The 24,276-nt window shown below is 70.1% G+C and carries 23 protein-coding genes and 2 riboswitches; of the genes, 13 read left to right on the forward strand and 10 right to left on the reverse strand.

Annotated features, from left to right (window positions below; all coding sequences use genetic code 11):
• Nucleotides 1–22 precede the first annotated feature (22 nt).
• Together J2S75_RS08710 and J2S75_RS08715 are read right to left on the reverse strand one after the other, a co-directional pair.
• Nucleotides 23–1,360, reverse strand: coding sequence for a GntP family permease (locus tag J2S75_RS08710; protein WP_307019437.1), 1,338 nt, complete (start codon nt 1,358–1,360; stop codon nt 23–25).
• Between the two features lie 145 nt (nt 1,361–1,505).
• Nucleotides 1,506–2,585, reverse strand: a complete 1,080-nt coding sequence (locus J2S75_RS08715; RefSeq protein WP_307019438.1) for an Acg family FMN-binding oxidoreductase — start codon at nt 2,583–2,585, stop codon at nt 1,506–1,508.
• 115 nt (nt 2,586–2,700) lie between these two features.
• Between J2S75_RS08715 and J2S75_RS08720 the strand changes: the two genes are divergently transcribed.
• From J2S75_RS08720 to J2S75_RS08730, 3 genes are all read left to right on the forward strand, one after another.
• The gene (locus J2S75_RS08720; protein WP_307019439.1) at nt 2,701–4,119 is read left to right on the forward strand and encodes a glycoside hydrolase family 5 protein; all 1,419 of its coding nucleotides are present in this window, start codon (nt 2,701–2,703) and stop codon (nt 4,117–4,119) included.
• 10 nt (nt 4,120–4,129) lie between these two features.
• A complete protein-coding gene (locus J2S75_RS08725) occupies nt 4,130–5,644 on the forward strand; it encodes a malonate--CoA ligase (protein WP_307019440.1) in 1,515 nt (504 codons plus the stop codon).
• A gap of 63 nt (nt 5,645–5,707) precedes the next feature.
• Nucleotides 5,708–6,343: a LysE family translocator gene (locus J2S75_RS08730; protein ID WP_307019441.1), complete on the forward strand. Its 636-nt coding sequence runs from the start codon at nt 5,708–5,710 to the stop codon at nt 6,341–6,343.
• A gap of 15 nt (nt 6,344–6,358) precedes the next feature.
• On the opposite strand, the gene J2S75_RS08735 is transcribed toward J2S75_RS08730, so the two are convergent.
• A complete protein-coding gene (locus tag J2S75_RS08735) occupies nt 6,359–6,631 on the reverse strand; it encodes a metal-sensitive transcriptional regulator (RefSeq protein WP_307019442.1) in 273 nt (90 codons plus the stop codon).
• 70 nt (nt 6,632–6,701) lie between these two features.
• Between J2S75_RS08735 and J2S75_RS08740 the strand changes: the two genes are divergently transcribed.
• Nucleotides 6,702–9,155: a heavy metal translocating P-type ATPase gene (locus J2S75_RS08740; protein ID WP_370874104.1), complete on the forward strand. Its 2,454-nt coding sequence runs from the start codon at nt 6,702–6,704 to the stop codon at nt 9,153–9,155.
• On the opposite strand, the gene J2S75_RS08745 is transcribed toward J2S75_RS08740, so the two are convergent.
• The 5 genes from J2S75_RS08745 to nadA form a co-directional block, all read right to left on the reverse strand.
• Complete coding sequence (locus J2S75_RS08745; protein ID WP_307019443.1) at nt 9,044–9,649, reverse strand: metal-dependent phosphohydrolase; 606 nt, start codon at nt 9,647–9,649, stop codon at nt 9,044–9,046. The genes J2S75_RS08740 and J2S75_RS08745 overlap by 112 nt on opposite strands.
• A 190-nt stretch (nt 9,650–9,839) precedes the next feature.
• On the reverse strand, nt 9,840–11,135 hold the full coding sequence (locus tag J2S75_RS08750) for a D-amino acid dehydrogenase (protein WP_307019444.1): 1,296 nt from the start codon (nt 11,133–11,135) through the stop codon (nt 9,840–9,842).
• 74 nt (nt 11,136–11,209) lie between these two features.
• Nucleotides 11,210–11,331, reverse strand: a riboswitch (glycine riboswitch).
• Between the two features lie 3 nt (nt 11,332–11,334).
• A riboswitch (glycine riboswitch) is annotated at nt 11,335–11,436 on the reverse strand.
• 99 nt (nt 11,437–11,535) lie between these two features.
• Nucleotides 11,536–12,399, reverse strand: coding sequence for a carboxylating nicotinate-nucleotide diphosphorylase (nadC, locus tag J2S75_RS08755; RefSeq protein ID WP_307019445.1), 864 nt, complete (start codon nt 12,397–12,399; stop codon nt 11,536–11,538).
• A 175-nt stretch (nt 12,400–12,574) separates the two neighbouring features.
• Nucleotides 12,575–14,119 (reverse strand): L-aspartate oxidase, encoded by a 1,545-nt coding sequence (locus tag J2S75_RS08760; RefSeq protein ID WP_307019447.1) that lies wholly within the window; start codon nt 14,117–14,119, stop codon nt 12,575–12,577.
• 38 nt (nt 14,120–14,157) lie between these two features.
• Nucleotides 14,158–15,216: a quinolinate synthase NadA gene (gene nadA / locus J2S75_RS08765; protein WP_307019449.1), complete on the reverse strand. Its 1,059-nt coding sequence runs from the start codon at nt 15,214–15,216 to the stop codon at nt 14,158–14,160.
• A gap of 210 nt (nt 15,217–15,426) precedes the next feature.
• On the opposite strand from nadA, the gene J2S75_RS08770 reads away from it, so the two are divergent.
• Nucleotides 15,427–15,666 (forward strand): FitA-like ribbon-helix-helix domain-containing protein, encoded by a 240-nt coding sequence (locus J2S75_RS08770; RefSeq protein ID WP_307019450.1) that lies wholly within the window; start codon nt 15,427–15,429, stop codon nt 15,664–15,666.
• Nucleotides 15,663–16,082: a type II toxin-antitoxin system VapC family toxin gene (locus tag J2S75_RS08775; protein WP_307019451.1), complete on the forward strand. Its 420-nt coding sequence runs from the start codon at nt 15,663–15,665 to the stop codon at nt 16,080–16,082. The genes J2S75_RS08770 and J2S75_RS08775 overlap by 4 nt, the downstream gene beginning before the upstream one ends.
• Before the next feature lie 3 nt (nt 16,083–16,085).
• On the opposite strand, the gene J2S75_RS08780 is transcribed toward J2S75_RS08775, so the two are convergent.
• The gene (locus J2S75_RS08780) at nt 16,086–17,084 is read right to left on the reverse strand and encodes an NUDIX hydrolase (RefSeq protein WP_307019452.1); all 999 of its coding nucleotides are present in this window, start codon (nt 17,082–17,084) and stop codon (nt 16,086–16,088) included.
• Between the two features lie 123 nt (nt 17,085–17,207).
• Between J2S75_RS08780 and J2S75_RS08785 the strand changes: the two genes are divergently transcribed.
• Nucleotides 17,208–18,044 (forward strand): aldo/keto reductase, encoded by an 837-nt coding sequence (locus tag J2S75_RS08785; RefSeq protein WP_307019453.1) that lies wholly within the window; start codon nt 17,208–17,210, stop codon nt 18,042–18,044.
• 84 nt (nt 18,045–18,128) lie between these two features.
• Here the strand turns inward: J2S75_RS08785 and J2S75_RS08790 are convergent, their stop codons facing one another.
• Nucleotides 18,129–19,085: a DMT family transporter gene (locus J2S75_RS08790; RefSeq protein WP_307019454.1), complete on the reverse strand. Its 957-nt coding sequence runs from the start codon at nt 19,083–19,085 to the stop codon at nt 18,129–18,131.
• Between the two features lie 63 nt (nt 19,086–19,148).
• Between J2S75_RS08790 and J2S75_RS08795 the strand changes: the two genes are divergently transcribed.
• Genes J2S75_RS08795 through J2S75_RS08820 form a run of 6 tightly spaced genes read left to right on the forward strand, consistent with a single transcriptional unit; the run spans nt 19,149 to nt 24,222 of the window.
• Complete coding sequence (locus J2S75_RS08795) at nt 19,149–19,748, forward strand: TetR/AcrR family transcriptional regulator (protein ID WP_307019455.1); 600 nt, start codon at nt 19,149–19,151, stop codon at nt 19,746–19,748.
• 36 nt (nt 19,749–19,784) lie between these two features.
• A complete protein-coding gene (locus tag J2S75_RS08800) occupies nt 19,785–20,483 on the forward strand; it encodes an energy-coupling factor ABC transporter ATP-binding protein (RefSeq protein ID WP_307019456.1) in 699 nt (232 codons plus the stop codon).
• Nucleotides 20,480–21,091 carry an energy-coupling factor transporter transmembrane component T family protein gene (locus J2S75_RS08805; RefSeq protein WP_307019457.1) on the forward strand — a complete coding sequence of 204 codons (612 nt, stop codon included), beginning with the start codon at nt 20,480–20,482 and terminating at the stop codon, nt 21,089–21,091. Before J2S75_RS08800 ends, J2S75_RS08805 begins: the two co-directional genes overlap by 4 nt.
• Nucleotides 21,088–21,645 carry a biotin transporter BioY gene (locus J2S75_RS08810; RefSeq protein ID WP_244378171.1) on the forward strand — a complete coding sequence of 186 codons (558 nt, stop codon included), beginning with the start codon at nt 21,088–21,090 and terminating at the stop codon, nt 21,643–21,645. Before J2S75_RS08805 ends, J2S75_RS08810 begins: the two co-directional genes overlap by 4 nt.
• 4 nt (nt 21,646–21,649) lie before the next feature.
• Nucleotides 21,650–23,053 carry a class I adenylate-forming enzyme family protein gene (locus J2S75_RS08815; RefSeq protein ID WP_307019458.1) on the forward strand — a complete coding sequence of 468 codons (1,404 nt, stop codon included), beginning with the start codon at nt 21,650–21,652 and terminating at the stop codon, nt 23,051–23,053.
• Nucleotides 23,050–24,222, forward strand: coding sequence for a thiolase family protein (locus J2S75_RS08820; RefSeq protein ID WP_307019459.1), 1,173 nt, complete (start codon nt 23,050–23,052; stop codon nt 24,220–24,222). The genes J2S75_RS08815 and J2S75_RS08820 overlap by 4 nt, the downstream gene beginning before the upstream one ends.
• The last annotated feature ends 54 nt before the right edge of the window (nt 24,223–24,276 follow it).

Here is a 24,276-nt window from a genome sequence, read left to right on the forward strand (position 1 = left end):
AGTTCCTTGAACGGGCGGTTCCTCAGGCGGTGACCAGCCGGATGGCGATGAGCCCGGCGAGGATCAGCCCGCCCTGCAGCAGGGCGCCGGCGGAGAACCGCGCCAGCGCCGCCGGCGGGGTGAAGCGCCCGGCCCGCGTCACCAGCCAGAACAATCCGTCATTGATCTGCGGCACGGTCATGGCGCCGGCGCTCACCGCGAGCGCGGCGAGAGCGCGCCCCATCGGGTCGCCGAGGCCGAGCGGCGCGGCGAGTTCCATCATCATGCCGGCGCTGGTGATGGCGGCGACCAGCGAGGAACCCTGCAGAATCTTGATGGTGGCGGCGAGCGCGAAGGGCAGCACCAGCACCAGCGCGCCAGAGGTGGGGGCGAGGGGGATGAGATATTCCGCCGTCATCTCCGCCATGCCGACATCCTGCGCCACCTTGGCGAGGCCGCCGGCGGCGCCGAGGATGAGCAGCAGCGGCGCGACTTTCGTCACCGCCCGCCCGGCCCAGCCGGCCTCCGACAGGCCGCCCTTTTCCCAGCTCCAGCTCAGCAGCAGCAGCAGGCCGATGCCGGTCACCAGCAGCAGCGCCGGGCTGCCGAGGGCGAGAATGAAGTGGCGGTCATTGCCGCCGCCGAAGGGTTCGGAGGCGATGTCGCCCAGCGCCTGCACGATCAGCATAGCCACCAGAACGAGGCTGACGATGAGCAGCGCCAGCGCCCCGCGCTGCGGCGCATGCATCGTCGCGCCCTCGATGCCGGCGGTGGTGTCGAGCGGGTTCGGCGCGCCGCTGGCGCAGCCCTTCGCCCACAGTGCCCCAAAGCCGACGGCGATCAGCGCCAAAGGCAGGCCGACCGCGATGGCCAGCCCCCAGTCGGCGCGCAATATGGTGAGGCTCGCCAGCACGGTGGGGGCCGGGATCAGCAGGCCATGGCCGGCGGAAAGGGCGAGGCCCAGGGTGAGCGCCGAGCGCGGGCTGTCGCCGCCAATGCCGCGCCGCAGTGGGTTCAGCACCGCGAACGCCGCCGCCGGGGTCGAGGCCATGCCGCCGATCAGCCCGAGCACAGCGAGCGGACCGGAGCGCGTGCGCCAGCCGCGCGCCATCTGCTGCAGCCGTGCCGTGGCGCCTGACCCGTCGGCGATCTCCGCCATCAGCGCCCCCGTCACCACGATGATGCCGAGCGCCGCCAGCGTCTGGCCGAAGCCGACGGAGAAGGATTTCACCACGAAGCTCAATGACCAGCCGACGCCCTGGTTGAAGGCGAAGGCGGCGAGCACCAGCGCGAGGAAGGGATGGACGCGCCCGCGCGCCGTCACCAGCGCGAACAGGGCCACGACGACAAGCAGGATGGCGGCGTAGAGAAGATAGGACATGGAGGTAAGGGTCTGCCGGGGCGGGAGGCGGGAGCCTCACGCTTAGCCTGCCGCGCGCGCGCTGTCACCGTGGCGGAAAGGGCGATGGCGGCAATGTGGCCGCCGCGCCCGGCTACCGCCGGCCGCTCCCACTCCTTCCCCGCACCTAAGCAAGCACCGCAGCCACCGGCCGGCGGGGCGCGAAGGGCAGGGTCGGCCCATAGCCGAAGCGCATCACCATGTCCGGCCGCAGCCCCGTCTCGCCGGCGAGTGCGGCGAGTCCCGGGCGCAGCGCCGCGACCTCCACCGCCGGGTTGAGGCAGGCGAGCTTCAGCCCCTGCGCGGTGGCGGCGAGGGCAAAGCGCTGGCAGGCGCGGCCGACGGCGGTCCAGCCCGCCGGGTCGGCCTGTTCGGCGAAGAATACCGCGATGCCGGGCGAGGAATCGATCTGCCGCGCATATTTGTCGTTTTCGGAAGCGGGGGTGACGAACAGGTCGAAGGCGTAGGATCCGAGCCCGTCCGGCAATGGTGGGCTGCCATTGGCCGGCGCATAGAGCCCGTCGCCGTGGCGCATGGCGCTGGCGGGGTTGAAGCGCAGCCACTGCTTCAATTCGGCGAGAAAGGCGGGGTCGCGCATCTGCGCTTCGTTCCCGGCGATGGTGAGGTCGCGCAGCGCGTCGAGCCGGGCGCGCGCGGTCAGTAGCACGCAGCGGACACCCTGCTGCGCCGCCGCGCGCGCCAGCGCGTCCAGCGTCTCGGCGGGCACCGGCCGGCCGTCATAGAGCCCGCGCGTGCTCTGGCGCTGGCCGATGGCGGCGGCGAGCGGATCGGGGCGCGGCGGCGCGGTCGTGAAGCGGTAGCGCAGCCGGCCGTCCGGCGCCGTCTCGATCGCGCCCGGCCGCCCGGCGGCGGCGCCGGCGAGGGCGAGCGTCTCGGCCGCGCAGCCGAGGCTGACGAAAAGATGATGATCGTCGGGGTCGACCACCGGCGTCGCCCGGGTGAGATCCGGCAGTAGCTCGATCGCCCCCGGCCCGAGCCGGAAGCGCCAGGGCTGGGTGTTGTGCCCGCTCATCGCCAGCGTCGCGCTGCGGATCAGCTCGGCGAAGGGCGGATCATCGGCGAGCGGCCCCCGCAACTCGCGGCTATAGGCCTCGTAAGCGGCGGCGCTGCCAACCGCCTGGCGCCAGCCGAGCCACCCGGCCGCCGCTGCCACGCCACCGGCCACCAGCATTTGCCGTCGGTTCATGCCGCGTCCCTCCTGCCGGCCAGTCTAGCGACCGGTGGGGCGGGCACGATTGATCGGGCTCAAGCGCCTGCGCGGACCATTGCCGGGGCGCGCGGGCTTTACTAGGTTGCCGTCCATGATCCGCTGCGCTCTCCCCCTCGCCACCGCCCTCCTTCTCGCCGCCGCCCCCGCTCTGGCGCTGACCGACACGCCGGCCGCGCCGGCCGGTTCCGCGACCGTCGTCGCCCCGGCGACGCCGGGGGGGGTGCCCGCCGCCGCGCCCGGCTTCATCCGGGCGGAAGGCACGCGCTTCGTCAATCCGGACGGATCGACCTTCAATATCAAGGGCATGAGCTTCGGCAACTGGCTGCTGCCGGAAGGCTATATGTTCAAGTTCACGGTCCAGCGCTCGCCGCAGGATATCGAGGACGTGATCGAGTACCTCGCCGGCCCGGAAGAGGCCGCGCGCTTCTGGAAGGAGTTCCGCGAGGCCTATATCCAGGAAGAGGATGTCGCCTTCCTCGCCGCCTCCGGCTTCACCACCATCCGGGTGCCGCTGCACTGGAAGTTCTTCCTCGACCCCGCCAATCCCGACAAGGTCGACCCGAACGGCGAGGGTTGGGGCCGCATCGACCGGCTGGTCGGCTGGGCCAAGGCGCACAATATCAAGCTCATACTCGACATCCACGCCGCCCCCGGCGGACAGACCGGCGTGAACCATGATGACGGGGTGGGCTACCCGCTCACCTTCTATGTGCCGGAATACAAGCGCCGCACGCTGACGATGTGGCGGGCCATCGCCGAGCGCTACAAGGACGAGACGGCGGTGCTGGGATACGATCTGCTCAACGAGCCGATCACCCCCTATCACGACACGGATTTCCTCAATTCGCGGCTGGAGCCGTTCTATCGCGAGCTGGTGGAGACGATCCGCGCCGTCGATCCCAACCACCCGATCATGCTGGCGGGCGCGCAGTGGAGCACGAATTTCGACGTGTTCGGCAAGCCTTTCGCCGACAATCTCGGCTACACCTACCACATGTTCTGGGCTGGCCCGCAGCGCAGCTCGATCCAGAAATATGTCAACTTCGCCAATCGCTGGCAGGTGCCGATCTTCATCGGCGAGACCGGCGAACTGAACGACGACTGGAACCAGAAATTCCGCACGCTGAATGAGCGCTTCGGCCTCGGCTGGAGCTTCTGGACCTACAAGAATCTCGACACGCCCTCCACCGTCGCCTCCATCAACCGCCCGCAGGGCTGGGACGCCATCGCCCTGTTCGGCAGCGTGCCGAAAAGCCAGTGGCCGACGATGGACAAGCCCTCGCGCGAGCAGGTGGCGGCGACGCTGCGCGAGTACATCGCCAATGCGCGCTTCGCCAACACGACGATCCGCGCTTCCTATGTCGCCTCGCTCGGCCTCAGCGCCACCTGCCCGCGTCTCGCTGCCGCCGGTGCGGCGGCGCCCGCGTCTGCTCGCCCCGCCGCTGCCTCCGCCGCCCCGCTCGCTGCCGTGGGAGAGGCTTCGCTCGCCGCCGTGACCTCCTGCCCGTGATGCCCCGCTCATGACCAATCATCTGATCGACCGCCTGCGCACCGGCGGCACCGACCCCGCCCGCCCCTTCGCCGAAACGGCGGACGGGGCCGTCCTCACCTATGCCGAGCTTGAGCGGCGCACGGCGCACTACGCGAATGCGCTGCTGGCGATGGGTCTTGCGCCCGGCGACCGGGTGGCGCTGCAGGCAGAAAAGAGCCTGGAGGCGGTGTTCGTCTATCTCGCCACGGTGCGGGCCGGCGGCGTGTTCCTGCCGCTGAACACCGCCTATACGCCGCCCGAGGTCGACTATTTCCTCGGCGATGCCGAACCGGCGATCTTCATCTGCGATCCCGCGGCGGAAGCGGTTCTGGCGCCCATCGCCCGCGCCCGCGGCGTGGCGCAGGTGGTCACAATGGATGCGAACGGGCAGGGCACGCTGCGCGAGGCCGCCGAGGCTTGCCGTTCCAGCTTCACCGATGTGCCGCGCGGGCCGGACGACCTCGCCGCGCTGCTCTACACCTCAGGCACCACCGGCCGCTCCAAGGGGGCGATGCTCACCCATGAGAACCTCGCCTCCAATGCGCAGGCGCTGGTCGAGGCCTGGCATTTCACGTCCGACGACGTGCTGATCCACGCCTTGCCGATCTTCCACACCCACGGTCTGTTCGTCGCCATCAATGTGACGCTGGCGGCGGGATCGTCGATGATCTTCCTGCCGAAGTTCGATCCGGCGCGCATCCTGTCGCTCATGGGCCGGGCGAGCGTGCTGATGGGCGTGCCGACCTTCTATGTCCGGCTGCTGAAATCCCCCGAGCTCACGCCCGAGGCCGCGGCCGGTATGCGGCTGTTCATCTCCGGCTCGGCGCCGCTGCTGGCGGAGACGCACCGGGAATGGCGCGCCCGCACCGGCCACGCCATTCTCGAACGCTACGGCATGACCGAGACCGGCATGAACACCTCCAACCCCTATGAGGGCGAGCGTATCGCCGGCACGGTCGGCTTCCCGCTGCCCGGCGTGGAACTGCGCGTGGTGGCGCCGGAGAACGGGGAAGTGCTCGGCACGGGCGAGATCGGCATGATCGAGCTGCGCGGCCCCAATATCTTCAAGGGCTATTGGCGCATGCCGGAGAAGACGGCAGCGGAGTTCCACGACGGCTGGTTCGTCACCGGCGATCTCGGCCTCGTCGGGCCGGACGGCTATGTGCAGATCGTCGGGCGCGGCAAGGACCTCGTCATCACGGGTGGCTACAATGTTTACCCCAAGGAGATCGAGACCGAGATCGACGCGCTGGAAGGCGTGATCGAGAGCGCGGTGATCGGCATTCCCCATCCCGATTTCGGTGAGGGCGTGACGGCGGTGGTGATCGCCCGCCCCGACGCGGCCTTGGACGAGCAGGCGGTGCTTGAGGCGCTGGAAGGGCGGCTGGCGCGCTACAAGCTGCCCAAGCGCGTCATCTTCCTCGACGACCTGCCGCGCAACACCATGGGCAAGGTGCAGAAGAACCTGCTGCGCGAGCAGTATAAGGGGCTTTACGGGGGGTAGGGAGCGCGGCGCGCGTATGTGCTAGCGTCGCGTCTCTCGCCAGTGCTGTTTCCGGAAACCGCCATGCCGCGCACGGACCTCTTTCTGGCCTTCCTTGCCACGGCTGGCCTGTTTGCGTGCATTCCCGGCCCCGCCATGCTCTATACGGCGGCGCAGACGCTGGCGCGCGGCCGGCTCTCCGGCCTGATGGCCGTGCTGGGGCTGCATCTGGGCTGCTATGCCCACGTCATCGCCGCGGCGGCGGGCCTCTCCGTTCTCTTCCACGCCGTGCCGCTGCTCTACATGGCGGTGAAGTTCGCGGGCGCGGCCTATCTGATCTGGCTCGGCATCGGCATGTTCCGCGCGAAGGCGAAAGGCGAGGAGGCCTCGCTTCCGGTGTTCGAGCGCAAATCCTCCCGCCGCGCCTTCGTGGAGAGCGTGGCCGTCGAAGTGCTGAACCCGAAGACGGCGCTGTTTTTCGTGGCGCTGCTGCCGCAGTTCATCGATCCAGCGGCGAGCCTGCCGGTCTGGGCGCAGTTCCTCGTGCTCGGCACTCTGGTGAACATCATGTTCACCTCCACCGATCTTGGCTGTGTTTTTGTGGCGGGGGCGCTGGTGGAGCGGCTGCGCCGTTCGGGCCGGGCGCAGCGTATGATGCGCCGGGCCGGCGGGGCGGTGCTGGTGGGGCTCGGCACGCACCTCGCGCTTCAGCGGCACTGAGGCGGCATCGCCCCCTCACCGGAGCTTGCCGAGCACCTCGATCAGCTCGTCCACCTTGGTGCGCTGGGCGTCGGCGTCGCCGGACTGGATGGCGTGGGCGACGCAATGGGCGACATGGTCGCGTAGCACCTCCTCCTCCACCTTCTTCAGCGCCGCGCGCACTGCCGCCACCTGGGTGACGATGTCGATGCAGTAGCGGTCTTCCTCCAGCATGCGGGAGAGGCCGCGCACCTGGCCCTCAATGCGGCTCAGGCGTCTCAGGCAGGCGGTGCGGGTATCGTTCTGCATCCTTGCCATATACCCTCATGGGGTATATATCGCAAGGGGTAGATACCTCATGGGGGTATAGGAGGGTGCCATGGCAGCGAGCAATCACGGGCGGGCGGGCGACGGCGAGCCAGCGGGTCACGCGCTTGCCAAGGGCGGTGGCTGCTGCGGCGGGCATGCCGCACACGATCACGCCCATCATCACCATGCCGGCGCGCCCGCCCATCCGCACGATCACGCACACGCCCCCGCCTCGCACATGGCCAAGGACCCGGTCTGCGGCATGGATGTCGACCCACACACGGCGACGCTGAAGGCGGAGCACAACGGCATCACCTATTATTTCTGCGCGCCGGGCTGCCGCTCCAAATTCATCGCCAACCCGGAAAAATACCTCGGCGACAAGGCTCCGGCCGAGCCGGTGCCGGAGGGCACGGAATATACCTGCCCGATGCACCCGGAGATCGTGCAGGTCGGCCCCGGCAGCTGCCCGATTTGCGGCATGGCGCTGGAGCCGATGCTGGTCAGCCTCGACGACGGCCCGAACCATGAACTGATCGACATGACCCGCCGGTTCTGGATCGGTCTCGCGCTCACCGTGCCGGTCTTCGCGCTGGAGATGGGCGCGCATCTCATTCCGGCGCTGCATCACCTGGTGCCGCCCGCCACCTCGGCCTGGATCCAGCTCGCGCTGGCGACGCCGGTCGTGCTGTGGGCGGGGTGGCCGTTCTTCGTGCGCGGCGCGCAGTCCGTGGTGACGCGGCATTTCAACATGTTCACGCTGATCGCGCTCGGCACCGGCGTCGCCTATCTCTACAGCCTCGTCGCTGTGCTGGCGCCGGGCCTGTTCCCGCCCGCCTTCCGCGGTGCGGATGGGGCGGTGCCGGTCTATTTCGAATCCGCCGCCGTCATCACCGTGCTGGTGCTGCTCGGCCAGGTGCTGGAGCTGCGCGCCCGCGAGCAGACCTCCGGCGCCATCAAGGCGCTGCTCGATCTCGCGCCGAAGACCGCTCGCCGGATCAACGACGATGGCAGCGAGGAGGAAGTGCCGCTCGCGGACATCGTGGTCGGCGACCGGCTGCGGGTGCGGCCGGGCGAGAAAGTGCCGGTCGACGGCACGGTGGTGGAAGGTCGCTCGGCGCTCGATGAATCGCTGGTTACAGGCGAATCCCTGCCGGTGAGCAAAAGCGAGGGCGATGCCGTCATCGGCGGCACGCTCAACCGTTCCGGCGGCCTCGTCATCACGGCGCAGAAGGTGGGGCGCGACACGCTGCTCGCCCGCATCGTGCAGATGGTGGCGCAGGCGCAGCGTTCGCGCGCGCCGATCCAGCGCCTCGCCGATCAGGTCGCCGGCTGGTTCGTGCCGCTGGTTGTGGCCTGCGCCCTGCTCGCCTTCGCCGCCTGGGCGCTGTTCGGGCCGGAGCCACGCTTCAGCCACGCGCTCATCGCCGCCGTGGCGGTGCTCATCATCGCCTGCCCCTGCGCGCTCGGCCTCGCCACGCCGATGTCGATCATGGTTGGCGTCGGGCGCGGCGCCCAGATGGGCCTGCTCGTCCGCGATGCCGAGGCGCTGGAGCGGATGGAGAAGGTCGACACGCTGGTGGTCGACAAGACAGGCACGCTGACCGAGGGCAAGCCCTCCGTTACCGCCATCGTGACGCAGGAAGGCTTCGAGGAGGCCGAGGCGCTGCGCCTTGCCGCCGCCGTGGAGCGCCCGTCCGAGCACCCGCTCGCCCATGCCATTGTGGCGGCGGCAGAGGCGCGCGGTCTCCCCATCCCCAAGGTGCGTGGCTTCGATTCCCCCGTCGGCAAGGGCGCCTATGGCCTCGTCGAGGGCAAGCGCGTCGTTATCGGCAGCGCGGCGTTCCTCGGCGAACTGGGTATCGACGCCGCCCCGCTTGCCGCGCGTGCGGACGAATTGCGCGGCGAGGGCGCCAGCGTCGTGCTGCTGGGTGTCAACGGCAAGCTTGCGGCGGCGCTCGCCATCGCCGATCCGGTCAAGGCGACGACGCCGGCCGCGCTCGCCGCCCTCGCCAAGGAAAGCATCCGCGTCGTCATGCTCACCGGCGACAACCGCGTAACGGCGCAGGCGGTGGCCCGTCGGCTCGGCATCACCGAGGTCGAAGCCGAGGTCGCGCCGGAGGACAAGGCGGCGGTGGTGGAAAGGCTGAAGGCGCAAGGCCGCGTCGTCGCCATGGCCGGCGACGGGGTGAACGACGCGCCCGCGCTGGCGGCGGCCGATGTCGGCATCGCCATGGGCTCGGGCACCGATGTCGCCATTGAGAGCGCCGGGGTGACGCTGCTGCATGGCGACCTCGCCGGCATCGTCACCGCCCGGCATTTGTCGCAGGCGACCATGCGCAACATCCGCCAGAACCTGTTCTTCGCCTTCCTCTACAATGGCGCCGGCGTGCCGATCGCGGCGGGCGTACTCTACCCCGTCTTCGGCCTGCTGCTCTCGCCCATGGTGGCGGCGCTGGCCATGGCGCTGTCCTCGGTCAGCGTCATCAGCAACGCGCTGCGGCTGCGGTCGGTGAAGCTGTAGCCATCGACGGCGGGCACGCCCAGCCCGGATTCGAGCAGGCGACGCGCGGGCTCATAGCGCGTGGCGAGGCGGTGTTGTCCGTCCGCAAGCGCCGCCACGCGCTCTGGAGCCCGGTTGTCTTCATTGTCCGCCAGTTTCCCCCGGAGGGCGGAGCGGTCGCCGCTTCGCGCCAGCGCGCCGATCCAAGCGAGGTAGTCGGAGCCGGCAGGCCGCGTCACAGCGGCGACGATCCGGCAGCTCTCCTGCGAGGCTCCGATCTCATGCAGATCCTGGGCGGTAATCGCACAGTCCTCGATAAGATCGTGGAGCCATGCTGCGGCGATCTCGTCTCGGCTCGCGTCGGGCCAGCGTCGAAGCAGGTTGGCGACGACCCGTTCGAGCTGACCGAAACAGGGCTCGCCCGCCTTGTCGAACTGTCCGACATGCAGACGTTTCGCAAGTGCGGCGGCGTCCGTTCCGATGGTCGTGCGTTTGCCCCGGATGTGGACGACCATTTTTGGCGTAGGGCGCGATGCCGGGCCGGCCCCCGTCTCACATAAAACCGCCCCCGGCGTTCGTCCGGGGGCGGGGCGGGAGCCGGAAGGGTCGGCTCTCACAAGACCCGGAGCGGAAACGCGGACCGGGGCGGGGGGTCGGAAAGGGTGGTGCACGCACCCCGCCGCGTGAGCGGCGGGGGCGGCAGCGTCACTCCGCCGCCATGCGCAGCATGGGGGCCGGGGCTTCCACCGGCAGCGCGTCGGCCACCTTGGCGGCAATGATCTCGGCGGTGGCGCAAGAGAGCGTCCAGCCGAGATGCCCATGGCCGGTGTTGTAGAACACGCCCGGCTTCGTGCCGGCAGCGACGCGCGGCATCATGTCCGGCATCATCGGCCGCAGCCCGGCCCACGGCACCACGCGCGCGGTGTTGACGCCGGGGAACAGCTTGCGGGTCCAGTCGACCAGCGGACGGATGCGGTCGGCACGGATGTCGCGGTTCTCGCCATTGAACTCGGCGGTGCCGGCAACGCGGAAGCGGTCCTTGCCGAGGCGCGAGGTGACGATCTTGGTCTTGTCGTCGAGCAGGCTCACCCAGGGCGCGGCCTTCTGGCTCGCCTCATCGTCGAGCATGACGGTGATGGAATAGCCCTTCACGGGATAGATGTTCACCCGGTCGCCCAGCCCGGCGGCGATGGCGCGCGAGCCGATGCCGGCGCAGATCACGGCGCCGTCGAAGGCGAGCGTCTCGCGGCGCGGCAGCGCGTCCTCGGCGTCGGGGGCGATGGAGAAGGTCACCTCCACCCCGGTGCCGTCCTTGCCTGTGCCGGTGTGGACGACGCGCTCGACGCTCGCCTCGTTGATGAAGCGCACGCCATAGCGCCGGCACACTTGCGCCAGCCCATAGGTGAATTTGTGGATGTCGCCGGTGGAATCGGACGGCGTGAAGAAGCCACCATAGTACTTGCCATGCAGCGTCGGCTCGATCGCGCGGATTTCCTCCGGCGTCACTTCGCGCCGCTCCAGCCCGCCCCGGGCATAGAGCGCGGACACCTTGCGGGCATGGTCCTGAGCTTCCTTGTCCCGGTAGATGTGCAGGATGCCGCGGGTCTCGTGGTTGAAGTCGATACCCTCGCGCTTGGCGATGTCGAACATGTAGTTGCGGGCCTGAATGGCGAGACGGGTCGTCTCGACCGTGTTGGCCTCGTAATTCGGGATGTTGGCGAGGAATTCGGCCATCCAGGAATATTTGTGCCAGGAGGGCTTGGGGTTCATCAGCAGCGGGGCGTCCGGCGTGAACATCCACTTGATGCCCTTGAGCACGGTGGCCCAGGAGTTCCATACCTCGGCATTGGAGGCGGAGAGCTGTCCGCCATTGGCGAAGGAGGTCTCCATCGCCGAATAGCGCTGGCGGTCGATGACGGTGACGTCATAGCCCTTCTGATGGAGGGCATAGGCGGTGGTGACGCCGGTGATACCGGCGCCGATAACGGCGATGTGGCGCATGGGTGGCTCCCGCGCTTGAGGACGACATGGCCCGAACGCGCGGTACCCCGCTTGGCGTCCGGCCGGCTGTCCCCATCTGTCGCGGTACCTGAGAGCTCGCCCCGGGACCGACGGCGACGCCGTCACACCATCCCGGGCTTCCCCTTCGGTGGGCGTCCTACCCCGGAAATTCCCGGCGCGACGCCTCTCTCCAGATCGTCCTGATCATGCGGTCCTTGGTGCCTGAGAGTTTCCTGGGGGGTTGCTCCGTCGGCGCCGACACTTATCCGGGAGGACGGTCGATCTCTCCCGCATGACCATTAGCAGACGCCTATATGCATCGCACAACGGCATGCCTTCTTCAAGTGCAGTCGCGCGTCCTCGCGCCGAGTTGAGCCTGCGACCTTGGGAGGGGGGAGGCTCAAGCCCCCGCCGCGTCGAGCCCGAGGTCGAGGATCGGCGCGGAATGGGTAATCCACCCGACCGAGATCAGGTCCACCCCGGTCGCGGCGATCGAGCCCACCGTCTCGCGCGAGACGCGGCCGGAGGCTTCGGTGAGCGCGCGCCCCGCCACCAGCGCCACCGCATCGGCGAGCATGGCCGGGGTCATGTTGTCGAGCAGCACCGCGTCGACCCCCTCGGCCATCGCCGCGTCGAGCTGCGCCAGCGTGTCGACCTCGACCTCAATCTTCACCATGTGGCCGGCATGCGCCTTGGCGGCGCGGATGGCCGGCACCACGCCGCCCGCCACGGCGATGTGGTTGTCCTTGATCAGCACCGCGTCGTCGAGCCCGAAGCGGTGATTGGAGCCGCCGCCTGCCCGCACCGCGTGCTTTTCCAGCGCGCGCAGGCCCGGCGTGGTTTTGCGGGTGCAGACGATATGCGCCTTGCCATGCTGCCGGGCGATGGCCACCAGCCCCGCCGTCGCGGTGGCGACGCCGGACATCCGGCAGGCGATGTTCAGCGCCGCCCGCTCGGCGGTGAGGATGGAGCGGGCGGAGCCTTCCAGCCGCAGCACCACATCGCCCGGCGCCACCTCGGCTCCGTCGCCGCGCTCGACCGTGACCTTCAGCGCGGGGTCGATCAGCGCGAACGCGATCACCGCCGCGTCGATGCCGGCGATCACCCCATGCTGGCGCGAGCCGATCACCGCGTCGAAGCGGGCGCTGGCGGGAATGCAGGCGTCCGTCGTCACATCGCCGGCGCGGCCGAGATCTTCCAGCAACGCGGCGCGTACGATGGGTTCCACCATCAGGCGGGGAAGGGGGGGGAGGGAAGATGACATCACTCGACTCGCTTCACATTCAAGGCCCCTCATGGCCGGGCTTGACCCGGCCACCCAGTCGTCTGGATCCCCGGGTCGGGCCCGGGGATGAGGGTGGTTCAATGGCATCCCGTCGCGGGCGCCGGAGTGGAAGACCTGGACACGCCCGGGCATGGCGTCGTCGTCCGGACGGTTCTCACGCCACCTGCCGCGCCTCGATCGAGGGCGCGACGCCCGGCGTCTCGTCGAATCGCGTCTGCGAATGCCGGGCCAGCGCCGCTGGCGCGGGATGGTCGGCGCGGAAATGCCCGCCGCGGCTCTCGCAGCGCCGCAGCGCCGCCTCGGTGATCGCCAGTGCCACCAGTGAGAGGTCGCAGCCGTCGCGCGCGGAAAGCGCGCCGAGCCGGGCGGCGGCGGCCTCCAGCCCCTCGGCGTCGCGCACCACCCCCACCTGCCGGTCCATCAGCGCGCGAATCTCGGCCCGGGCCGGAGAGCGCGGGCGCGGGGGAGAGGGCGCGCGCGCCAGGCCGGGCGCGGCGTTCTCGCCGGCGATATCTTGGGCGATCCACCGCGCATAGGCCAAGGCTTCCAGCAGCGAATTGCTGGCGAGCCGATTGGCGCCGTGCAGCCCGGTGGAGGCGACCTCGCCGCAGGCCCACAGGCCGGGGACGCTGGCGCGGCCGGCCGCGTCCACCCGGATGCCGCCCATATGGTAATGCGCCGCCGGCCGCACCGGGATCGGCGTCACCGCCGGGTCGAGCCCATGGGCGCGGCACAGCGCGGCGACGCCGGGAAAGCGGCGGTCGATATGCTTCAACCGGGCGTCCAGCACCACGGTCTCCCCGGCGGCGATCTCAGCGAAGATCGCGCGCGCCACCACGTCGCGCGGGGCGAGTTCCTGCCCCGGCACGTCGGCCATGAAGCGCTCGCCGCGCCCGTTGTACAGCCGCGCGCCCTCGCCACGCAGCGCCTCGGTGGCGAGCGGCATGGGCGCAGGGCCGCCAGAGGCGGTCCGTTCGGGATCTCCGCCCACAGCCATGGCGGTGGGGTGGAACTGCACGAACTCCATATCGCGCAGCACGGCGCCGACGCGCGCGGCGAGGGCGAGGCCCGATCCCACCGCCCCGAGCGGATTGGTGGTGGCGCCATAGAGCCCGCCGAGCCCGCCGGTCGCCAGCACCACGGCGCGGGCGGGCAAGGTGAGGGTGCGCCCGTCGCGGTCGCGGGCGGCGAGGCCGGCGATGCGGCCCTGCGCATCGGGGAGCAACTCGCCCGCGCGCCAGCCTTCCATCACATGAATGGAGGGGCAGGCGCGCACGGCGTGGGTCAGCGTTTCCAGCACCACGCGACCGGTGCCGTCGCCCTCGGCATGGACGATGCGCCGGCGGGAATGCGCGGCCTCCAGCCCGAGGGCGAGGCCGCCCTCGGCGTCGCGATCGAAGGGCGTGCCGAGCCCGACCAGCCAGTCGATCGCCTCCGGCGCCGCCGCCGCCACGCGGCGCGCCACCTCCGGCTCGGACAGGCCGGCACCGGCGGCCAGCGTGTCGATGGCATGCAGATCCGGCCGGTCGTCGGCGCCAAGCGCGGCAGCGATGCCGCCCTGCGCCCAGCCGGTGGCGGCCTCCGCCCCCAGCGGCGCGGCGACGACCAGCGTCACAGGGAGCGGTGCGAGCCGCAGCGCGGTGGCAAGACCGGCCACCCCGCCGCCGACGACGACGATGTTCTCACGCGAATGGCTCACGGTGTGGCCTCTCCGGGCTGCGAGCGAAGGAGCCGCGATCAGCGGATGGCGAGCATGCGCTCCACCGCGAGGCGGGCGCGGTCGGCAATAGCGGGGTCGATCGCCACCTGCGTCGTCATCGTCTCCAGCGCCCGGCGGATATTCGGCAGGGTGATGCGGCGCATATGCGGGCAGAGATTGCACGGGCGCACGAACTCGATATCCGGGTGGTTCACCGCCACATTGTCGGCCATCGAGCATTCGGTGATCAGCACCACCCGCGCCGGCTTCTCGTCGCGCACATAATCCGCCATGCCGGCAGTGGAGCCGGCATAATCGGCCTCCGCCACCACTTCCGGCGGGCATTCGGGATGCGCCAGCACCACGACGCCGGGATGGTTCTCGCGCAAATCGCGAATGTCCTGCGGGGTGAAGCGCTCATGCACCTCGCAATGGCCCTTCCAGGCTATCAGCTCCAGCTCCGGCACTTCCTTCTGCACATTCTGCGCGAGGAACTCGTCGGGGAGCATGAGGATGCGATTGACGCCCCATTCCTTCGCCACGGCGCGCACCACCTTCACGGCGTTGCCCGAGGTGCAGCAATAGTCGCTCTCGGCCTTCACCTCGGCCGAGGTGTTGACATAGGTGACGACCGGCACGCCGGGATAACGTTCTTTCAGCAGGCGGATATCGGCGGCGGTGATGCTGTCGGCGAGCGAGCAGCCCGCGCCCATGTCAGGCATCAGCACGGTCTTGGACGGGTTCAGCAGCTTGGCGGTCTCCGCCATGAAATGCACGCCGGCCATGACGATCACGTCGGCATCCACCGTCACCGCCTCGCGGGCCAACGCCAGCGAATCCCCGACAATGTCCGCCACCGTGTTGAAGATTTCCGGCGCCTGGTAATTGTGGCCCAGCACCACGGCGTTGCGCTCGCGCTTCAGGCGCTCGATCGCCTCGACCTCGCGGGCGATCAGCGGCCATTCCGCCAGGGTGACGTGCTTGGCGACGCGGGCATAGAGATGCCCCAGCGCCGGCGCGGCAGGCCGCTCGTCGGTCAGGCCCGGGACAAACGCCTCGGGGCGCTCGGCATGGGCGGCGACGTCGAAATCCAGCATCGCGTCCTCCATTATGCTCTTTTTGAGTATAACTCAGGCCAAAGAAGACCGGGCAACAGGGCCCGGCGGATCGTCGTTATGCTAGGACTGAGTATAAGTCGCTGTCAACACTTCGTCACAAATCGGGTCATGCGGATTTTGGATGGTAGCATAGCCAGTTGATATCATTTCCCGTAATATGATATCATTGATGTTGCCGGGAGCAGAACCATGTCGGCCGTCACCATCCGCAACCTGCCCGAAGAAGTTCACCGCGCTCTCAAGGACCGGGCGGCCCGCCATGGGCGCAGCACGGAAGCGGAGATCCGCGAAATCTTGCAGGCCGCTGTGCGCCCGCCGGAGCGGGTCAAGGTCGGCTCGGCCCTCGCCGCCTTCGGTCGTCGCTTCAATGGGATCGAGTTCGAGCCCATGCGTGCGAGCGACCCGGCTGAGCCGGCCTCGTTTGAATGATCATCCTCGACACCAATGTCGTCTCCGAGCCGATGCGCCCGGCCGGCATCCCCGCGGTGCTGGACTGGCTCGACCGTCAGGCCGCGTCGACGCTGTTTCTGACCGCCACCAGCCTGTCTGAGCTCATGCTCGGCGTGGAAATCCTGCCCGCCGGCCGCCGGCGGGACGAGCTGCGCGCGGGCCTGGCCGAACTTCTTGATACCTTGTTCGATAGCCGCATCCTGCCGTTCGACGCGGCCGCCGCGCACGCCTTCGCCCGGCTGGTGGCGCAAGCCCGGAGCGCCGGGCGGGCGATTTCCGTGGCGGACGGCCAGATCGCCGCCATCGCCGCCGTGCACGGCTTCCGCGTCGCCACCCGGGACCGCGCCCCGTTCGAGGCAGCGGGGGTCCCGGTCATCGACCCCTGGACGGAATAACCCTCACCGCCGCCCGAACCCGCCGGGCAGGCGCACCCCCGGCGCCGGGCGCTCCAGCAGCACCTCGCGGCGGAAGCGCACCAGCCGGGCGGGGCGGCCGCCGGTTTCCGCCGTGCTCTCGCCGGTCTCTTCCACCAGCCGCTGCTGCTCCACCAGCCGGCGGAAATTCTGCTTGTGCAGCCGCGCCCCGGACAGTGCCTCCACCGCCTGCTGCAACTGGCCGAGCGAGAAGGCGGGCGGCATCAGTTCGAACACCACGGGCCGGTATTTGATCTTGCCGCGCAGCCTTGCAATGGCGAGCGCCAGCATGCGGCGATGGTCCTCGCGCATCTCGTGCCCGGAAGGCGCGGCAGCGACGCGGTCCGAGCCGCGCTCGCGCAGCGCCTCGCCCACCAGCCCGGCCTCATAGAGCAGTTCATAGCGCTCCAGCACCCGCTCCTCGTTCCAGCCGGCCTCGGTGCTGCCGCTTGGGCCGCCGAAGCACAGGGCGATGCGCTCGGCGCGCCGCTCGCTCAGCCGTCCCTGCGCCGCGCCCGCCGCCCAGGCGCGCAGCCCTTGCTCCAGCGTGTCGAGCACGGCGGGGCGCCCGCCGCGCCAGTCCTCCCAGGGGAAATAGCGGTACCAGCTCTGCCAGGCGGCATCGGTGTCGCCGGCCGGGCGCGCCTCGCGCACCAGAGCGAGATAGGCCAGCGAGAGCGCGCGCGTGCCGTCCTCGCCACGGTCGCGGTCGCCGAAAGTGTAGAGCTGCTCGACATAGCCGAGCTCCTGCAGCGTCTGCCGTTCCACCCAGCTGCGCAGGCCCATTTCCAGCGTGCGGTGGCCGCGCTCCAGCGGGCCGGAGGGCAGCGAATCGCGTCCGTCCTCATGGCGCAGCGTCAGCACCTTCGGGTCGTCCCCGGTCACGGCCACGATCACCGCCGACAGGCCGATGGCCAGCGCCGGCTCCGGCACGGGCGGGGCAGGGGCGGGCGCGCGGGGGTCGGGGGTCGGCGAGGGCGGCATCGGGTTCCGGGCGGTGAGGGTCGGCGGGGCGCGTGCCCGTGCACATTAGCACGACGGCGCCCGCGCGGCTTGCGCCGAGGGCGCGGGAGTGGCACTCCGGCGGAGGATGAAACGGAGGCGCAGATGAGCGGCAAGGTGGTTCTACCCGGCGGTCACAAGGTTCCGGCGCTCGGCATCGGCACCTGGATGATGGGCGAGCGCCCCGAAGTCCGGGCGGAGGAAACCGAATCGGTGCGCCTCGGCGTCGAGCTCGGCCTGACGCTGGTCGACACGGCGGAAATGTATGGCGAGGGCGCCTGCGAGCGCTTTCTCGGCGAGGCGCTGGCCGGGCTTCGCGACAAGGTGTTTCTCGTCACCAAGGTCTACCCGCACAATGCCAGCCGCAACGGCGTGGTTTCCGCCTGCGAGCGCAGCCTGCGTCGGCTGAAGACCGACCATATCGACCTTTATCTGCTGCACTGGCGCGGCAGCGTGCCGCTGGCCGAGACCATCATCGGCTTCGAGCACCTCAAGAGCCAGGGCAAGATCCGCGACTGGGGCGTGTCGAATTTTGACACCGACGACATGAACGAATTGTACGAGACCCCCGGCGGCGAGGCCTGCGCCACCAATCAGGTGCTTTACAACCTCACCCGTCGCGGACCGGAATGGGACCTGCTGCCCTGGCTGCAGGAACATGAAATCCCGCTCATGGCCTATAGCCCGATCGAGCGCGGCCGGCTGAAGAGCACGGGCGTGCTCGCCGATCTCGCCGCCAAGCACAATGCCCGGCCCTATCAGATCGCGCTCGCCTGGGCGCTGCGCATGCCCGGCAACATCGTCATCCCCAAGGCGTCGCGCGCCGCCCATATGCGCGAGAATGCCGGCGCCCGTGACATCCGGCTGGATGCGGAAGACCTCGCCGCGCTCGACGCCGCCTTCCCGCCGCCCTCGCGCCGGCGGGCGCTGGAAATGCTGTAGGGGCCGCCTAGGTGCCGGCCGCGACGCCGGCCTGTTCGCGCCGCCTTCCTGATCCCACCTGGCAGGGGGCGGCGGCCGTGCCGTTCACGGCGCCGGGCAGGCCAGCGTCCGCCGCCGCGCATCGGCGAAGAGATAGACGGCGACGGCGGCCACCACCAGCCCGCCGCCCAGCAGCGCCGGCGCGCCCACCCGCTCGTCAAAGACGAGCCACACCCAGAGCGGGGACAGCGCCACGTCGAGCAGCAGCAGCAGACCGGTCTCGCCGGAACGTATGTGCCGCCCGCCCATCAGCGTCAGCACATTGGCAAGGCCGGAGGTGAGCGTGCCAAGCAGCGCGCAGGCCCAGAGCGAAGCGACCGGCGGCAGGCCGGGCGTGGCCAGCGGCAGGGCGATCACCGCCGCGATAAGAGCGGAGATGAGGCTGATCAATGTGAGGTCGAGCCCTGGATGCTTCTTGGCCTGCACCAGCAGCCCACCCCAGCTCAGCGTCATCAGCGCCGCCACCACCATGCCGGCGGCATCGCCCGCCGACAGCGCGGCCCCGGCGGTGATGGCGATGCCGGCCGCTGCCACCAGCGCGGCCGCGCCGAAGCGCCGGCTGAGCTTCTCCCGCAGCAGCCAGAGGCCGAGCAGCCCGGTGACGAAGGGCAGGGTGGCATAGACGGTCATCACCGTCGCCACCGAGGTCAGCTGCAGCGCGGCGATGTAGCCGACATTGCCGGATACTGCGAGGCCGATGGCGACGAGGCCGGCTGGGGCGATCATGTCGCGCAGCGCCCGCCCCTTGTCGCGTGTCGCCAGCAGCCAGAACGGCGCCAGCGCCAGCGCGGCGAACACCGAACGCCAGAGGATGATGGTCCACGCGTCGAGATCGGCCATGCGCACGAACAGGCCGACGAGGCTCCACAGCAGGGTCGAGAACAGCACCACGCCGAGGCCGATGGCGCGCCGGGACACGAAGATGCCGGGCGAGGCCGGCTCAGCGGGCGCGGGTGCTGTTGCAACGGGTGCGGGCACGCTAGGCTTCGGCACGATGGACATGGGCGCCTCTGTGTGTTCCGATCCGCCGCAGGATACGCAACAGTAGACCGGTCGTCTAGTATGATGGAAAAGCCATCCACGCGCGACAGGATCGTCGTCGCAGGTCGAAGGGCCATGTTGGAACAGGGCTATGAAGGCACTGGCATCGGCCCGCTTCTGGCGTCGGTGGCGGTGCCCAAGGGCTCCTTCTACCATTTCTTCGCCAGCAAGGAGGACTTTGCCGGCGCGGTGCTCAAGTCCTATGCCGATCAATATCGCCAGCAGCGGCAGGAGCTCTTTGCCGATACGGGGCTCAGCCCGCTGGCACGGATCGAGCGCCATCTCGTGCAGGTGGAGCATGATTCGGCGGAGGCGGCGGTGCCGGGCTGCCTTTACGGCGCCTTCGCCCAGGCCGTCCCCAGCCTGGGCGAGGAACTGCGCGGCCAGCTGGCGGAGGTGTTCGCCGCCTGGGAACAGGACCTCGCCGCCCTCATCGCGCAGGCCCAGCAGGAAGGCGAAGTCGAGGGCGGGCTCGATCCGGCCGAGACGGCGGCGCATCTCATCGATCTCTATGAGGGGGCGGTGATCCGCGCTCGCGCCGGCGACGGGCCGGCGGCCTTCGCCCGCTTCCGCAAATTCGCGCGCGCCACGCTGCGGCGCGGAGCCGGCACCTCCCGCGATTAAGCGCAGATGCCGCCTTCCTCACCGTTGGATGTCCCCGTGCCGCACGCCCCGCTGATCCAGCTCGAAAACGTCACCCTCACCCGTGGCGGGCGGGTGGTGCTGGACGATTTGTCGCTGGACATTGCCGAACGCCGCGTCGGGCTGATCGGCACCAATGGCTCGGGCAAAAGCTCGCTGGTGCGTCTGCTCAATGGCCTTCTGGCCGCTGAGAAGGGCCGCGTCACCGTGCATGGGCTCGATGCGGCGACGCAGGCGGGCGAACTGCCGCGCAAGGTCGGCTTCATTTTCCAGAACCCCGACCACCAGATCATCTTCCCCACCGTGGCCGAGGAAATCGCCTTCAGCCTGGAACAGGCGGGCATGCCGCGCCGGGAGGCGGCGAAGGAGGCGGTGCCGGCGCTCGCCCGCTTCCAGCGCGCGCACTGGGCCGAACGGCCGGTGCACGCGCTCTCGGAGGGCGAGAAGCAGTTCCTCTGCATCATCGCCGTGCTGGTGATGCGGCCGGCGCTGGTCATTCTCGACGAGCCGTTTTCCAGCCTTGATTTGCCCACCCGCCGGCGGCTGGAGTCATTGGTCGCAGGGCTGGAGCAACAGGTGATCCTCGTCGCCCATGAGCTCGATGCTTTCGAAGGCTATGACCGGGTGATCTGGCTGCATGCGGGCCGCCTGCGCGGCGACGGCCCGCCCGAGGCGGTGATCGCCGCCTACCGTGCCTTCGCCGAGGCGCTGGCGTGATCTCGCTCTATCTGCCTGAGCGTACCTGGCTGCATGCCGTTCCCGCCGGGTGGAAGCTCTTGGCGCTGGCGCTCATCAGCCTTGTCGCCGCGCCGCTGAACAGCCTGCCGGTCATGGCCGGGCTGCTTCTCGCCGCGCTTGTGCTCTATGCCTCGCTCGGCAAGGCGGCGCTCAAGCAGATCGCCCTGCTGCGCCCGCTGTGGCCGCTGTTCCTCATACTGCTGGCTTTTCATTGGTGGAATGGCGACATCACCGCCGGCCTCGTCGTGCTGGCGCGCATCCTCGCCATGGTGCTGCTCGCCAATGCGGTGACGATGACCACCCGCATGGACGCGATGATGGACGCGGTTGAGCCGCTGCTCGCCCCGCTGCGGCTGTTCGGCGGCTCGCCGCGTGCGGTGGCGCTGGCGGTGGCGATGATGATCCGCTTTGTGCCGCTGCTCTTTGCCCTGTGGGAGGCGTTGAACGACTCCTGGCGCGCTCGCACCGGCAAGCGCGGCGGCTGGCGCCTGCTCGCGCCATTCTGTATCCAGACACTCAGACTGTCCCATCACACCGCCGAGGCGCTGGCCGCGCGCGGCGGCGCACCCCGCGGAGACCGCCGATGAAAGACCGCAGCCTCGTCCAGATCGCGCTTTATGCCGCCATCTTCGCCGTGCTCGGCCTGCTGCCGCGCTTCGACCTGCCCTTCGCCGCCGGCGTGCCGATCACCGCCCAGAGCATGGGGGCGATGCTGGCGGGGGTGATGCTTGGCGCCTGGCGCGGGGCGCTGGCCATGGTGCTGCTGCTGTTCGTGGTCGCGCTCGGCGCGCCGCTGCTGGCCGGCGGGCGCGGGGGACTGGGCGTGTTCTTCACCCCGTCCGTCGGCTTCATTTTCGGCTGGATCGCGGTGGCCTTCGTTGCCGGCTGGATCATGCAGGCGCTGCGCAAGGCGCCGGTCTTCCCCGCCGCGCTCATCGCCGCCGTCACCGGCGGCATCGTTGTCATGTACGCCTTCGGCATTGCCGGCATGGCGCTGGTCGGCGGGCTGTCGGTGCTGGACGCGGCCAAGGCCTGTCTCATCTTCATTCCCGGTGACGCCATCAAGGCGGTGCTGGTGGCGCTGATCGCGCAGACCGTGGCGCGCGGCCTGCCGGAGGCGCTGCTCTCGCGCAACGCCTGAGGCGATGACCCGCACCATCGGCGCCGGCCTGCCCGCCCTCGCAGCGGCGGAACCCACACGGCCGGCGCTGGTCTGCGACGACACCGTGCTGACGCGCGAAATGCTTACCGCCCGCATCGCCACGCGGGCCGCGCTTCTGGCCCAGCGCAGCGCGCCGGGCGCGCCCATCGCCCTTGCCCTGGGCAATGGGCCGGAACTGGTGGACGCCTTCTTCGCCTGCGCCATCGGCGGCCGGCAGGCGCTGGTGTACGATCCCGCCTGGCCCGCGCCCTACCGCGCCGCCATCGATGCCGCGCTGGCCCCGGCGATCACGCTGGAAACGCTGCCAGACCTCGCCTTGTCCACGCCCGCCCCGTTCCCGCCGCCCCCCGCGCCGGACGCGCCCTTCTATGTCGGCTTCACCTCCGGTTCGACCGGGCTGCCGAAGGGCTATCGGCGCAGCCACCGCTCCTGGATCGACAGCTTCAAGGTGAGCGCGGCGGCGTTCGGCCTCGGCGAACAGGATGTCGTGCTCGCGCCGGGCGGGTTGGCGGCGTCGCTGCATCTCTATGGCGTCGTCCACGCGCTGCACGGCGGCGCGACAGCGGTGATGATGCGCCAGTTCCACCCCCGCCGGGCGCTGCGGCTCATCGCCCGCCACGGCGTCACCGCAATCTACGCCACGCCGACGCAGCTGCAGATGCTGATCGAGGCGGGAGGCGGCGAGCGTTTGCCAACCGTCCGCCTCATCCTGATTTCCGGCGCCAAATGGCGGGCGGAAACACGGGCAGCCACATTGGCGCTGTTCCCCAAGGCTGGCATCGCCGAATTCTACGGCGCCTCGGAAACCAGCTTCATCACCCTCGCGCACCCCAATGAGGCCGTGCCCGCCGGCTCGGTCGGCCGCGCCGCGCCGGGTGTCACCCTGCGCATCCGCGACGCCGCCGGGCGCGACCTCCCGGCCGGGGAGGCGGGGGCGATTTGGGTCAAAAGCACGATGCTGTTCGATGATTACGCCTGCGGCCATGCCCCGGAAACCCGCCGCGAAGGCGGTTTCCTCACCATTGGCGACCATGGGCGGCTGGACGAGGCCGGCTTTCTCTATCTGCATGGGCGGGAAAAGCGCATGCTCGTCACGTCAGGCCTCAACGTCTATCCCGAGGAGGTGGAGAGCGTGCTCGTCAGCCTGCCCGGCATCGCGGAGGCCGCCGTCTTCGGCCTGCCGGATTCTTTGCGCGGCGTGGAGCTTGTGGCCGTGCTGCGCGGCACGTTTGACGAGCCCGCCCTGCGCGCCGCCTGCCGGGCGCTGCTGCCGGCGGCGAAGATCCCGCGCCGCTTTCTCAGGCTGGAGGAGTGGCCGCGCACATCGGGCGGCAAGGCGGATTTGCGGGCGCTGGAAGCCGTCGCGCGGGAGAAATTCACGCGATGAACCCCGCCTTTATCCTCGCCGCCCGCCGCACGGCGGTGGCCCCACGCGGCGGCGCCTTCCGCGCAGTGGAGGCGCACGATCTCGCCGCCCCGGTGCTGCGCGCCTGCCTTGATGAGATGTGCGTGGCGCCGGGCGAGCTCGATTACGTCATTCTCGGCAATGCGCTGTCCGGCGGCGGCAATGTCGCCCGGCTCGCCGCGCTCGCCGCCGGCTTCTCCGAATACGTGCCGGCGCTGACCGTCGATACGCAATGCTGCTCCGGGCTCGACGCCATCCAGCTGGCCGCCTGCCTCGTGCAGTCGGGTGTGGCGCGTCTCGTTCTCGCCGGCGGGGTGGAGAGCTTCAGCCGCTCCCCCCTGCGCGCCGTGCGGCCGAAGGCCAAGGGCGAGGCGCCGCAGTTCTACGACCGCCCGCGCTTCACCCCGTGGCCGGCGCGCGATCCTGACATGATCGAGGTGCTGGCCCGCGCGGCGAAGGGCTACAGCCGCGAGCGGCAGGCGGAATTCGCCATGGCGAGCCACGCCAAGGCGCTCGCGGCGCGGGCGCGGCTGGAAGCCGAGATCGTGCCGGTGGCGGGCCTTGCTTTCGACCGTTTCACCCGCGCGCTGACCCCGGCTCTGTGCGCCCGCGCCCCGGTGCTCCACCGCGACGGCGAGAGCGAACTCGACGCGGCCGGCGTGGCGGTGGAGGCGGACGCCGCCGCCGTCGTGCTGGTCGGCTCGGAGGGCTGGGCGGACCGGCGTCGGCAGGGCGGCCATCCGGTGGCAGAGGTGTTCTTCGCCCAATCCTTCGGGGCGGCCGCGGACAACCCGCCGGAGGCGCTGAATTACGCCCTGGCGCAAAGCTCCCGCGAAACCTGCGTCATGGATCTCGATCGTCTCGACCTCTACGGGCATATACTCGACTGGGCACAGATTCCGGTCGTCGAGCTGATGGAAGCCTCCGCCGGGCAGGCGCTGGCGAATTGCCGGCACAACGGCCTCGATCCCACCGCCATCAATCGCGGCGGCGGGGCGCTGGCGCGCGGCCATCCCATCGGCGCGTCCGGCGCTATTCTCGCCGTGCGCCAGTTCCATGAGCTGGCCCGGGAGGCGCCGGGCGCGCTCGGCCTTTCCGCCATCGCGGCGGCGGGCGGGCTCGCCAGCGTGCTCATGTTGCAGCGCCTCTAAACAGGCGTTTGCGGCGCCGGGCCTCCTTGTGCAGGATGCGGTTCGAATCGTCCG

This window comes from Ancylobacter polymorphus (assembly GCF_030813495.1).
GTDB lineage: Bacteria > Pseudomonadota > Alphaproteobacteria > Rhizobiales > Xanthobacteraceae > Ancylobacter > Ancylobacter polymorphus.